Source organism: Paenibacillus sp. FSL R5-0636 (genome assembly GCF_037974255.1).
Classification (GTDB): Bacteria; Bacillota; Bacilli; order Paenibacillales; family Paenibacillaceae; genus Paenibacillus_AQ; species Paenibacillus_AQ odorifer.
In genome coordinates, this window is sequence record NZ_CP150232.1 from 4,920,609 (window position 1) to 4,934,199 (window position 13,591).

The 13,591-nt window shown below is 47.9% G+C and carries 11 protein-coding genes; 1 reads left to right on the plus strand and 10 read right to left on the minus strand.

Annotated features, from left to right (window positions below; all coding sequences use genetic code 11):
• Positions 1-40 precede the first annotated feature (40 nt).
• The 4 genes from narI to MKX34_RS22485 are packed head-to-tail and all read right to left on the minus strand — an operon-like array spanning position 41 to position 6,518.
• Positions 41-727 (minus strand): respiratory nitrate reductase subunit gamma, encoded by a 687-nt coding sequence (narI, locus tag MKX34_RS22470; RefSeq protein ID WP_076297368.1) that lies wholly within the window; start codon positions 725-727, stop codon positions 41-43.
• Entirely contained in the window at positions 724-1,290 is a 567-nt protein-coding gene (gene narJ / locus MKX34_RS22475; RefSeq protein ID WP_036675989.1) for a nitrate reductase molybdenum cofactor assembly chaperone, read from the minus strand. The genes narI and narJ overlap by 4 nt, the downstream gene beginning before the upstream one ends.
• A complete protein-coding gene (gene narH, locus MKX34_RS22480; protein ID WP_036675987.1) occupies positions 1,283-2,854 on the minus strand; it encodes a nitrate reductase subunit beta in 1,572 nt (523 codons plus the stop codon). The genes narJ and narH overlap by 8 nt, the downstream gene beginning before the upstream one ends.
• Positions 2,844-6,518, minus strand: a complete 3,675-nt coding sequence (locus tag MKX34_RS22485) for a nitrate reductase subunit alpha (RefSeq protein WP_076297367.1) — start codon at positions 6,516-6,518, stop codon at positions 2,844-2,846. The genes narH and MKX34_RS22485 overlap by 11 nt, the downstream gene beginning before the upstream one ends.
• Before the next feature lie 387 nt (positions 6,519-6,905).
• Between MKX34_RS22485 and MKX34_RS22490 the strand changes: the two genes are divergently transcribed.
• A complete protein-coding gene (locus MKX34_RS22490) occupies positions 6,906-7,325 on the plus strand; it encodes a hemerythrin domain-containing protein (protein WP_036675981.1) in 420 nt (139 codons plus the stop codon).
• A gap of 277 nt (positions 7,326-7,602) precedes the next feature.
• Here the strand turns inward: MKX34_RS22490 and MKX34_RS22495 are convergent, their stop codons facing one another.
• The 6 genes from MKX34_RS22495 to MKX34_RS22520 form a co-directional block, all read right to left on the minus strand.
• Positions 7,603-7,998 (minus strand): DUF488 family protein, encoded by a 396-nt coding sequence (locus MKX34_RS22495; RefSeq protein ID WP_076104390.1) that lies wholly within the window; start codon positions 7,996-7,998, stop codon positions 7,603-7,605.
• Between the two features lie 481 nt (positions 7,999-8,479).
• Positions 8,480-9,838, minus strand: coding sequence for an LLM class flavin-dependent oxidoreductase (locus MKX34_RS22500; protein WP_076297365.1), 1,359 nt, complete (start codon positions 9,836-9,838; stop codon positions 8,480-8,482).
• A gap of 31 nt (positions 9,839-9,869) precedes the next feature.
• Positions 9,870-10,682, minus strand: coding sequence for an ABC transporter permease (locus MKX34_RS22505; RefSeq protein ID WP_076129474.1), 813 nt, complete (start codon positions 10,680-10,682; stop codon positions 9,870-9,872).
• Positions 10,679-11,530, minus strand: coding sequence for an ABC transporter permease (locus MKX34_RS22510; protein WP_038572516.1), 852 nt, complete (start codon positions 11,528-11,530; stop codon positions 10,679-10,681). Before MKX34_RS22510 ends, MKX34_RS22505 begins: the two co-directional genes overlap by 4 nt.
• Positions 11,531-11,567: 37 nt before the next feature.
• Entirely contained in the window at positions 11,568-12,578 is a 1,011-nt protein-coding gene (locus MKX34_RS22515) for an aliphatic sulfonate ABC transporter substrate-binding protein (protein WP_038572517.1), read from the minus strand.
• Positions 12,579-12,620: 42 nt separating this feature from the next.
• Positions 12,621-13,397 (minus strand): ABC transporter ATP-binding protein, encoded by a 777-nt coding sequence (locus tag MKX34_RS22520; RefSeq protein WP_038572519.1) that lies wholly within the window; start codon positions 13,395-13,397, stop codon positions 12,621-12,623.
• Between the last annotated feature and the right edge of the window lie 194 nt (positions 13,398-13,591).

Consider the following 13,591-nt stretch of genomic DNA (forward strand, 5'->3'; position numbering starts at 1 on the left):
TCGATTAGAACAGGAAAAGAAGTCCACGCAACTCTTTCCGTTAATTCGATTTATTTCTTCTGTATAGGATATAACTTCTGCCTATATAATTCAACGGAACACTCCATACATGGACCAACCGGGTGAACGGCCAAAAGGCAAAGATGGCAAACCCTGACAAGATGTGAAGCTTGAAGGAAAACGGCACATCACTCATCAGTGACGGGTCCGGACGGAACATGAACAGGCCGCGGAACCAGACAGAAATCGTATCGCGGTAGTCAAACTCAGGTTGTACGGCATTCGTTACAATGGTAGAGTACATCCCCATAAACACGATAAACAGGAGGAGTGAGTTGACTATCAGGTCCGATGCACTGCTGAGCCGGCGGACATTCTTAAGCGTAAAGCGCCGCGAAGTCAGAATCAGCATCCCGAGCAGTGTGGCTGCACCGAAGATGCCCCCGATGTATACCGCGCCGATGTGGTAAAGATGATCACTTACGCCGATGGATTCCAGCCATGATTTCGGAACAGCGAGCCCGCCAATATGGCCCAGGATAACCGGCATAATTCCGAGGTGGAACAGAATGCTGCCGAATTTCAGTTGTTTCTTTTCAATAAACTCACTGGATTTGGCCGTCCAGTTAAACTGATCCTTACGATAACGAAAAATATGTCCGCTGATAAAGATCACCATACACATGTAGGGAAAAATGACCCATAAAAACTGACCCAGCATATTCATTGACTCAGGGCCTCCTGTTCAGCACAAGCTTTTAATGTTTCGCGCAATCCCTTGACCAGATGGAAATAGGGACTTTCATTTCGTTCCAGAGCCTTGAGCAGATGATACGTACCATCCTCAAGAATCGCTATCAGCATCCGGAAATTCTCCGGCGCTCCCGGGACTTCCAACCACTGCGCGGCATATAGAAATTCACACATAAGCGGCAAATAATCAGGTAGTTCTTCCTCCGGCATTTCCAGACCGAACATTTCGTACAGAAGCTTCAACTTGGCGAGCATTTGCCCCCGTTCCTTGGCCTCCTCAAATTTGAAATAGGTCATATACAAGGCGCAGTCCTTCTGAAAATCAAATGTAGCGGCATAACTCTCCTGAATCTCATCCAGACTGAAGCTCTGCATTTGCTTCCAATAGGTATGCACATGGGCATAACCCGGATGAGTACTGTCAAACGCCTCTTCCAGAAAAGCCGGATGAAAGTCCAGCTTCTCCGGGTACATGAGCTGCAGGGCGAAATAACCGAAGGATTCCTTGTAATCATGCAGTTTGATCAGATCAATCACGCCAAATCCCCCCGTAGAAATTCTCTTCATACATTTCCTTGCCGGTCTTCATCGTGTCGCCGGCAGAGCTGGCAGGTCCGCAGCCGTCACAACCGGAGCCGGAGCCCATATCGCCCATCCCGTTTCCGAAACCGGTCGAGCCCTGGGCACGGTAAGGGTTCATGTGCTGCTCCTTGTGGGAGGTTGGGATCACGAAACGGTCTTCATATTTGGCAATCGCGAGCAGCCGGTACATTTCCTCTGTCTGCTGTGCTGTCATACCGACACGTTCAAGACGGCTAGCGTCAAACCCTTGGCCTGAGGATTTAGCGCGCATGTAGGAGCGCATCATGGCCATCCGCTGCAGGGCTTCTTTGACGGTCTCCGTATCGCCTGCGGTCAGCATGTTCGCCAGATACTGGATCGGTGTGCGCATCTCTTCGATAGCCGGGAAAATCATATCGGGATTCTTCAGCGAATCTTTACCTTCAAAATAATTCATGATCGGGCTAAGCGGCGGCACATACCACACCATAGGCAGTGTGCGGTATTCCGGGTGAAGCGGGAAGGCAAGCTTGTGCTCAATCGCCAGCTTATAGACCGGTGAGTTCTGGGCTGCCTCCAGCCAATCCTCAGAGATACCATCTTTTCTCGCCTGGGCAATGACTTCCGGATCATGCGGATTCATGAACAGATCACATTGTGCTTTGTACAAATCTTTCTCGTCCGGGGTGGATGCGGCATCAAGAACCTTGTCGGCATCATACAGCAGAACCCCGAGATAGCGGATTCGGCCTGTACAGGTCTCGGAGCATACCGTAGGCAGTCCTGCTTCCACACGCGGGAAACAGAAGGTGCACTTCTCCGCTTTGTTGGTCTGCCAGTTGAAATACACTTTTTTATACGGACAGCCAGTCATGCAATATCTCCAGCCTCGGCAGGCTTCCTGGTCGACCAGAACAATCCCGTCTTCATCCCGTTTGTACATCGCACCTGAAGGGCAGGAGGCGACACAGCTTGGGTTGAGGCAGTGTTCACAGAGGCGCGGCAGATAGATCATAAACGATTTCTCGAAGTTGAATTTAATTTCTTCCTCGATCTTCTGGATATTCGGGTCAAGCGGGCCGGTTACATGCGCTCCCGCCAGATCATCCTCCCAGTTAGGCCCCCATTCCAGATCCATCTTCTCGCCTGTTACAGCAGAATGAGCCCGCGCCACCGGGGAATGCTTTTGCTCTCCTGCATTCGTCAGATGCTCATAATTGTAAGTCCACGGTTCATAATAATCCTTCATCTCCGGCATGTCGGGGTTGTAGAAGATTTTGCCGAGCGCAATCTTGGACAGCTTATTGCCGGATTTCAGCTCCAGCTTCCCCTTGCGCAGCTGCCAGCCGCCCTTGTAGAGCTCCTGGTCTTCCCAGCGTTTCGGATAACCAATCCCCGGTTTCGTTTCCACGTTATTGAACCACATATATTCCGCACCTTTACGGTTCGTCCAGGTCGTCTTGCAGGTCACGCTGCAGGTGTGGCAGCCGATGCATTTATCCAGATTCATTACCATTGCAACTTGCGCTTTAATTTTCAAGCCAGTTGACCTCCTTCATTTTGCGGACGGCTACGTAGACATCACGCTGGTTGCCGATCGGACCATAGTAGTTAAAACCGTAGCTGAGCTGTGCGTATCCGCCGACCATCTGGGTAGGCTTCAGATGAATCCGGGTAGGCGCATTGTGGCTTCCGCCGCGCGTATCCGTAATTTCAGAGCCCGGTACTTGAATGTGCTTGTCCTGGGCATGGTACATAAACATGGTGCCTCTCGGCATCCGGTGACTGACAACCGCGCGTGCAGTTACGACACCGTTACGGTTGTAGACTTCGAGCCAGTCATTATCCTCAATGTGATGTGCCGCAGCATCCTCATTATTGATCCACACGGTTGGACCGCCCCGGAACAACGTCAGCATGTGCTGGTTATCCTGATAGGTCGAATGGATATTCCATTTCCCGTGCGGTGTCAGATATCTCAGAACCAGAGAATCCTGTCCACCCTTCACTTCCTTGTCACGCGGCCCGAAGACCATCGGAGGCAACGTTGGCTTGTAAACCGGCAGCGCTTCGCCGAACTGCTGGAAGATTTCATGGTCAATGTAGAAATGCTGTCTTCCGGTCAGCGTCCGGAACGGAACGAGACGTTCAATGTTCGTGGTGAACGGTGAATAGCGCCGTCCCTGCTTGTTCGACCCGCTGAATACCGGTGTCGGAATGACTTCCCGCGGCTGTGCGGTGATGCTCTGGAACGTAATCTTTTCTGCGGCCCGGTCCGCCGAGATATCTCGCAGCTCTACTCCTGAATCCTTCTCCGCTGCAGCGTAAGCCTTCTGGGACACGCGCCCGTTGGTAGCCGAAGACAGGTGAAGAATCGTATCTGCGGCCTGGCGGGCAGTCTGCAGCTTCGGCAGTCCGTTTTTAATCGTTTCATCGAAATAAACACCGCTGAGCTTCTTCAATTCCTCATATTCTTCGGCGACAGAGAAGCTGATGCCGTGCGCGCCTGCTTTGCCGATTGCGAGGTTAGGTCCGAGTGAAGTGTATTTGTCATGAATTTTAGTATAATCACGCTCTACAATAGTAAAGTTCGGCATTGTTTTGCCCGGGATAGCCGGAACTTCGCCTTTGGTCCAGTCTTTGACAAGACCCATCGGCTGTGAGATCTCGCTTACCGAATCATGGCCGAGCGGTGACATCACAACATCCTTATAAACGCCAGGCAGATGCGATTTTGCCATTTCGGAGAATACCTCAGCCAGCTGGCGGTAAATATCCCAATCCGACCGGGATTCCCACAGCGGGTTAACTGCCGGATTGAACGGATGAACAAACGGATGCATGTCAGTCGACGACAGATCTGTTTTCTCATACCAAGTTGCGGCCGGCAGCACGATATCTGCATAGAGGGGTGTTGTCGTCATCCGGAAATCCAGGGCAACCATCAGATCGAGCTTACCTTCGACATCCTCACGCCAGATAATCTCTTCCGGTTTCTGTTCTTCATTCGGCTCGGCCAGCAGACCGTCGGAAGCTCCGAGCAAATGCTTCATGAAGTATTCCTGCCCTTTGGCAGAGCTTGAAATCAGGTTCGAGCGCCAGATAAATAATGAACGGGGAAAGTTCTCCGGTGCGCCGGGATCTTCCACGGCAAACCGTGTTTTCCGTGATTTAATCTCTTCCACGGTGTGACTGATAATCTCGCTGTTAGTCTTCTTGCCTTGCTGTGCGGCTTCCTCGGCGAACAGAAGACTGTTCTTGTTGAATTGCGGGAAGGATGGCAGCCATCCGAGACGGGCAGCCAATACGTTATAGTCAGCCGGATGTTGGTAAGCTACATCCCCTCCAGTCGGCGATTTCAGTGAATCAGTGCCGCTCTCCTCATAACGCCATTGCTCTGTTGCGAAATAGAAGAACGAAGTCGCGTTCTGCTGACGTGCCGGACCCTGCCAGTCCTTGGCAAAAGCAACCGTTGACCAGCCTTCAATCGGACGGCATTTCTCCTGACCAACATAATGCGCCCAGCCGCCGCCGTTAACACCTTGGGAAGCGGTCAGCACCACTAGATTCAGAATGGAACGATAGATGGTATCGCTGTTGAACCAGTGATTAATCCCTGCGCCCATGATGATCATAGAGCGTCCACCCGTATCAATCGCATTCTGGGCAAATTCGCGGGCAATCTGAACTACGACACTCGCCTTTACCGTCGTAATCTTCTCTTGCCATGCCGGGGTGTAATAAGAGGATTGATCCTCATATCCCTTTGCGTTAAGCGGACTTTCTGTACGTGCGACGCCATACTGGCTCATCATCAGATCATAGACTGTGGCGGCATAACGTTCTGCACCGTCGGCAAGCCGTATTTTGCGGGCCGGAATCACCCGTCTGAAGGTGCCGTTGCCGGCATTATCGAAGTACGGGAACACGATTTCCGTCCACTCTTCTCCGTGGCCTTCGATGGTCAAGGCGGGTTCTACTTTACTGCCGTCTTCCCGCTCGAGGATCAGATTCCATTTCTTTCCTTCCTCCCAGCGCTGCCCCATGGTACCGTTCGGAACCATCATCTCACCAGCCACCTCGTCAAAGATTACCGGTTTCCAGTCAGAGTGCTGGGAGTTATCTCCAAGATCACTCGCCCGCAAGAAACGTCCGCCTTTAAGGGCATCCTCATGAGGGTCAAGCAGAATCAGGAAAGGCATATCTGTATATTGCTTCGCATAATTCAGGAACATCGGCTCCTGGCGTTCCTGGTAGAACTCTTGCAGGATGACATGCGTCATGGCCTGGGCAAGCGCAGCGTCCGACCCTGGATTCGGGGCCAGCCAGTTGTCGGCGAATTTGACGTTCTCTGCGAGATCCGGTGCCACCGACACGACTTTGGTTCCCTTATAGCGTACTTCAGTCATAAAGTGGGCATCCGGCGTCCGAGTTAGCGGTACGTTAGAGCCCCACATCATCAGGTAACCGGCGTTGTACCAATCCGAAGATTCTGGAACATCCGTCTGCTCGCCCCAAATTTGCGGGGAAGCCGGAGGAAGATCAGCATACCAGTCATAGAAACTGAGCATTTGACCGCCTAGTAGTGATATGAATCGCGCCCCCGATGCGTAGCTGACCATGGACATGGCCGGAATCGGTGTGAAGCCGGCGATGCGGTCGGGACCGTATTTCCGGATCGTGTAGATCAGCTGGGCCGAGATCAGCCGCAGCGCGTCGTCCCAGGCTACACGTATATGTCCACCTTTACCGCGCGCCTTCTTGTACTGGCTAGCCTTCTCGGGGTCTTCAACAATACTGGCCCAGGCATCGATGTAATTGTCATGCTCCTTCAACGCCGTTTGCCACAGCCGCCACAGTTTCCCTCTGATATACGGGTATTTCACGCGCAATGGACTATATTCGTACCACGAGAAGGTAGCTCCGCGGGGACAACCGCGCGGTTCAAACTCCGGCATATCCGGTCCGCAGGAAGGATAATCGATCTGCTGATTTTCCCAAGTAATGATTCCGTTCTTCACAAACACCTTCCAGCTGCAGGAGCCTGTACAGTTGACTCCGTGAGTGGTACGCACTACTTTATCGTGAGACCAGCGCTGGCGGTACATATTCTCCCAATCTCTATTTTTCTCTTCAAGAATGGACCAGTTTCCGGAATAGCTTTCAACCGGTTTAAAAAAGTTAAGTCCGAATTTCTTCTTCATCGATCCAGAACACTCCCTTCAAAATTTATTCAATTAATACCATTATGGATCTACCCGGCCGTGCTTCCCATTAGGGAAACACCTATTGAACCTCGGGAATTCCCTCGATCTGAATAAAAAGCAAAAAGCCTTTCCCACTGAGGAGAAAAGCTGTGTTCCTGCCGTTTACTTCCCGGGCAGAGGATCCCATTAGGGACTTCCCTCTATTTCGTCCGGGGAATTCCTTAGCGGGAATTCCTCTGCAAATTCGTGTGCTATACTGGCAAGTGGAAACGGCTTTACCGTCCTTTTTTGAAGACGGTACCGTTTCAGCGAGAAGTAGAATGATCATTATCATATGAAACATATAGATTCTTATATTTTCGAAAAACGGGAGGATGAAGCAACATGCCAGGACCCTCACTACGCCAGTTGCATGCCCACCATGCCATTCATCAGGGCGGGCTCTCCGGCGCTGTAGCCAAGACCGAAGAAGTGGAAGAACTGCTGGAAGCGAAGGAATTTGAAGTGGCGCATCAGGCCGCCGAACATCTAATTGAGTACTGGGAGACGCGGATTATCAGCCATGCTGACGCGGAGGAAGACGGGTTCTACCAGGAAATGGCCGGGAAGAATCCTAACCTGCAAGACGCAGTTCTCGGGCTTACACGTGATCATGAATTATTGCGGATTATAGTAAAAGATGTCAAAGCATTGCTTGCGGAAGAAGGCCTCACTCCGGAGGTGCTTCACCAGTTCCACGCGCTGCTGGTTGTGAACGCGATTCATAGCCGGGATGAAGAACGTCTTCTGTTTGAGGAGGCGTGACCTCATTTCTAGCTTGCAGGATGGCACGCAAATCAGCTTTGTTAATCAGTAATTCTTGCAGCGTGTATTCGCCCAACAATGGAAGCGATGATTGGCGAACTGCCCAGGCTCGGGATGAAAGAAGAGCAAATTCATTATGAGTTTTTCGGACCGGCACTCCAATTGAACAACAATTTGATTATGAATCTATTCACCCAGCATCTAATTTTATTTATTAAAAAAAGCACACGGGCCTCCCTCGAAATCCTTAACGATTCTGGGGAGATCCGTGTGCTTTTTATCTGGAAAGCAGCCATTTATATAATACATTCGCATGATTATGTATTGGGTCTTTCGCGGCATATACCAACGTAACATCCTGTTTCAGCACCCGTTCACGGATTGTCGCTGCAAGTCTCACGCGCGTCGGATCTTCCTCCAGTTCCTGTATATAACGGTCACTGAATGCCGCAAAACGCTCCGGCATGTGGTCAAACCATTTGCGCAGCTCCGGGCTTGGAGCAATCTCCTTCATCCATTCGTCTAATGCCGCCTGCGGTTTCGTAATTCCGCGTGCCCACAGCCTGTCCACCAGTATCCGGTACCCGTCCTCCGGAGCCGCCGGCTCATAAATCCGCTTCAGACATATAGAGTACTGATGTTCATCTAAATTGCGGCAGGTATTCTCCAACATGTAGTCTCCCTCCTGGCATCCATACTGGAACGGACCGTTGTCCAATTGCTGTATCGAACGTGCGGTCAGCTATTCCAAAAGAGCGATTTCTTAGTACACTGAATATACCATGGAACAAATTTTCCTGCCAAGGACAGTAACTTGGAGGGAATGTGGTACCGTAAGCAGGTTGATTGCCGATTAAATCCTCTAATTTCTGAGCGGCACTAGTGCCAGGCACAAGAAGAGCAACATTGTTTGTACCTTCTAATACTTGTGAGATAATCCGTGGAAACGGTGAATCGATCGTTAAAATATTGAAAATATACTCAGATGGAATAGAAACTTGTTACATTGCTTCTGGAACGATTCACGAAACTTCTGCAACCAATACAAATAAAGTTATTGCTTCAGGTGGGATGATCTTTTACTATTCACATTATTTTTACATAAAAAATACTCCTTCATTGGTTTTCCAAACCCAATAAAGGAGTGAATCCGCTTATTTACCAGCCCCTACTTCAGCCACTCTACGATTCTGGAAATGACGGATATCCGGACGCTCCAATCCTAAATGTTCACGAAGGGTGCTTCCCGTATACTCAGTGCGGAACAAGCCGCGTGCTTGCAAGATGGGCACAACATGATCCACGAATTCATCCAAATTGCCCGGCAGTACTGGTGGCATAATATTAAATCCGTCGCAGCCGTACTCTTCGAACCACAATTGCATTAAATCTGCCAATTGTTCATAGGTTCCAACAAACTGCATATGTCCTCGTGCACCAAGCAAACGGCGGCCTAATTCTAATATCGATAATTTGTCCTTACGAGCCATATCCATAATCAGCTGAACCCTGCTTTTCATTCCATTTGATGCTTCTACTGGATCAGGAATCTCAGGCAGCTGTCCATCTACTGGGTATTCGGACAGGTCAAACCTCAACATGCCAGACAACATACCAACAACAGCGGCAGGAGGAATCAACTCCTGCAGTTCTTTATATTTACTTTGCGCTTCCTCTTCGGTTGCTCCAATGATCGGAGACAAGCCCGGCATAATTTTTAAGCTGCCACGTTCACGGCCATAATCTGCTAATTTGGAATTGACGCTTTCATAGAAGGCCTTAGCCGCTTCAAGCGACTGCTGTGCCGTAAAGATCACCTCTCCAAAACTAGCTGCAAAATCTTGTCCTGGACCAGAAGATCCGGCTTGAATAAGTACAGGATACCCTTGAGGTGAGCGAGGAACATTGAGGGTTCCTTTTGTAGAATACCACTCCCCTTTGTATTCCACTTCTTTGATCTTCTTCGCGTCAGCAAATTGTCCGTCTTCGCGGTTGACGATTAAAGAGTCATCCTCCCAGCTGTCCCAGAGAAGTGTTGCCACCTCAACAAATTCACGTGCCATTTTATACCGAAGTCCGTGCTCCGGATGCTCCGGCTTCCCATAGTTATAAGCTTCCACATCGAGCTGGGAGGTGACAATATTCCAACCCGCTCGGCCTTCACTAATATGATCTAAAGAAGCAAATTTGCGGGCCACATTATAAGGTTCGTTATACGTGGTCGATACGGTAGCCGTTAATCCGAGTTTTTCTGTTTCTGTCGAAAGGGCTGACAACAGCGTCAATGGGTCCAGCATACCCGAAGCAGCTTGATCCGCACCCATCACGTACAACAAATCCGCCAAAAACATCATATCGAACTTCCCACGCTCGGCGGTTTTTGCCAATTCGCGATAAAATTTATAATTGAAGATCTTATCCGCTCCTGATTCCGGATGCCGCCAGCCATAATGATGATGTCCTGAATAATAAATAAATGCACCTAAATGTATCTGATCTTTTCTGGTTCCCATAATGACCCTGCCTTTCGAGTTCTAGAGTTCGTTAACCTTTGAATGTATCACGCCAATGCAGCCATCTTCTCTCCAGCAATCGAATTGCGGAATCCGAAAGTTTTCCTATCACTGCAAAGATTGAAATTCCAACGAATACTATATCTGTTTGCGAATAAGCTCTGGCATCCTGAATCATATAGCCTATCCCCGCACTTGTTCCCATCATCTCCGCTACGACGAGTACAAGCCACGATGCACCAAGTGATAAGCGAATACCAAGTAGAATATTAGGCATAGCAGCCGGAATAATCATTTTGCTAAGCAGCTGCCATCTTGTGTATTGGAAAATACGGGATACTTCAACAAGCTTGATATCAACATTACGAATTCCTAGAAAAGTGTTCAGATAAACTGGAAAAAAAGCACCTAATGAAATCATTAGTATTTTAGAAAATTCACCCACACCAAACCACAAAATGAATAACGGAATAAGGGCAAGTAATGGAATCGTTCGAAGCATCTGTAAAGATGGATCCAGTGTACGCTCTACTAATTTCCCAAGTCCTGTAGATAAGCCAAGCAGCAGTCCAGTAGCAGATCCCAATAAAAAGCCAAGCCCTGCCCGATAGGCGCTAATCCCCAGATGTCGAAACAGCTCACCGCTAGCTATTAAAGAAAAGAACTGCGCAATAATGGTAGATGGAGCAGGCAATGTCGTCGCAGAGACTAAATGGAGCGCAGCTGCCACTTCCCAAATCACCACTAGAGCTAGAGGTACAATCCAACCATGCAGTTTTTTTGGAATCCAGCTTAAACCATCGTCGTGACGCTCTATTTTATTACTGGATAGGTGATTGCTCATGATCCTTTATCTCCTCTATAACTGTCTTGCCATCTTAGCAATCTCGATTCCAACAGCTTTACTAATGAGTCTGACAGCTTTCCTACTACGGCAAACACGATGATCCCAACAAATACCACTGTGGTCAAAGAAAACGATCGCGCGTCATTGATTAGATAGCCAACACCTGAGCTAGAACCCATCATCTCCGCTACGACAAGTCCAAGCCAAGCTATGCCCACAGACAAGCGGATACCTAAAAAGATGTTGGGCAGTGAGGCTGGAATAATTAACTTACTCACCATCTGCCATTTACTGAATTGCAGTACTCTTCCTACATCAAACAACTTGTTGTCCACCGAGCGGATTCCTAGGAATGTGTTCACGTATAATGGGAAAAATGAACCTTTGGCAATCAACAATATTTTTGAGGTTTCACCGAATCCGAACCACAAAATAAATAGTGGAGCAATTGCTAAATGGGGCAGCGTGCGCAGCATTTGCAGCGACGGATCCAGCAAACGTTCTGTTTTGTATGAAAAGCCTACCCACAAACCAGCCGCTAAGCCAAGCCCTCCCCCAATTAAGAAACCAAGCAGTGCCCGCCAAGCAGATATGCCTAAATGTTTCGCCAGCTCACCGGACGCGGTCAAGCTAACCAATTCCCGCCATATTTCACTTGGCCTTGGCAGCAATATAGGATTTAACTTTCCCATCGCTCCGGCTATCTCCCAAATCAGGAGCAAAGCAATTGGTAAGATAAGTCCAAGCAATATATTCGTCGTTTGGATGGAAAGTCCACGCTTCTTTACTGGATTCTTTTTATGGATTAGTGGCGAGATCACAGCTTTTTCAGCACTGAATTGCATGTAAACAACCTCTTTTCTACATCTGTGGTTTCATCCGTTACTTCAAAGGTTCCTTCAGTGCTGCTTCAATATATTGATTATCTGTTATTTTAGAAACTTCAATCTCTTTACGAATGTTCTTAATATTAAATTGAAAATTGGCTGTCTTCTGCAATTCTTCAACAACAGCATCACTAATTGGAATGTTGATCATCTGGGAACGTTCAAATGTACCTTCTATTACCGCTGCCGGAATGTTCCGCTCAGCCGCATATCTTTCAGTCGCTTCAGCGCGATTGTCTGTCTCCCAAGCTATAGCTTTGTTGGTGACTTTTAAATAAAGCGTAACTAGTTCTGGATATTTCTCTGCGAACGCTGAACGGGAGATCACAAAAGAAGGAGATAAGACACCCAATTGCTCACCATCCGTCAAAACCTTCCCTTTACCGGTCAATGCATTTAGAGTAATATATGGATCCCATGTAGCCCATGCATCAACGCCACCGGTTTCAAATGCAGGTTGTGCTTCATCAGGCTGTAACTGGATAATCTCAAAATCTGCTTCTTTAAGACCTGATTCCTCAATACCGCGATAAAGGAAGTTGTAAGCATTGCTGCCTTTTGTAACAGCTATCTTCTTACCTTTCAAATCCTCCAGTTTCTGAGCAGTACTACTACTAGGTACAAGAAGAGCAACGTTATTCGTACCTTCTAATACTTGTGAGATAATCTTAATAGGAATGCCCGCAGCTTGGGCTGCGATCACCGGCATGTTACCAAGCGTCGCTATGTCCAACTTATTAGAAGCGATCGCCTCTGTCATTGGGGGTCCACTTTGAAATTCCGTCCATTCTACTTTGACGCCCAGCTTATCAAATTCTTGCTCATACCATTTTTCCTCACGGGCTTTACCAAACATTCCCCCGCTGCCCTGCACGCCAATTTTAATGGTCACACCTTCATATTTGTTCGCATCGTTCTTTCCCGCGCTCTTTTCATTCGATGCACAACCCGTTGCAAATACAGACAAAACAAGCATAACAAGTAGTGAATTACGAAATAATTTCATGGATCATTTCTCCCCTTTTTATAAAAAATGGACTCTCTTTATCTAGATACCAGCACCAACATCGATTGCCGGTTCTTCAACCTTCTCAAACTCACTCAGAACCAGTCGACGTAACTCTTGGAATGAAGTACTGGATCTTTTTCGCGGAAACGGTAAATCGATGGGAAGAATATTGCGAATATGTCCAGGTCGAGGATTCATAATGACTACCCGCTCACCCAAAAATACAGCTTCATCCAGATCATGAGTCACAAATAACATAGTCGTCTTATTACTCTGCCAAATATCAAGAAGTACCTCTTGCAGATGTGATCTAGTAAAAGCGTCTAGTGCGCCAAAAGGTTCATCGAGCAATAATACATCCGGATTACGGAGCAACGCCCTAGCAATAGATACTCGCTGGGCCATCCCGCCTGACAGCTCACGTGGATAGGATTTCTCAAAACCCTTTAATCGTACAAGTTCAATCAATTCATTTACTTTTTTGCGAACCTCTGGATTTTTAAGCGATAAATTTGCTGCAATATTATGCTCCACCGTCAACCACGGAAAAAGTCTTGGTTCTTGAAATATAAATCCCTTCTCAATACTCGGACCGTCGATCTGTTTGCCATTCAGTAGAACCGTGCCGCTATAGCTCGTATCCAGTCCTGCCACAATTTTTAGCAAGGTACTTTTTCCGCAGCCGCTGGGACCTATAATCGTAATCAACTCGCCTTTTTTCACCTTCAGCTGAATATTACTTAATGCGATAACATCACCTGCAGGCGCGGCGAATACTTTATTCAAATGTTCGATAACCAGTGTTTCCTCCGACACTCCATTCACCCTTTCCGATAAATATAAATTAAACTATACTTATGTATTTAATAGGTATTTAGAGCAAAAAAATGATGAGATCCTCTAAAGAACCTTATCCGATTATTCAACTAGGTTTAATTTACATCATCTTATCAGTGACATTCCTCACATGTCAAACATTATTTTCCAAATGAGTGTCTATTATGTGAAGT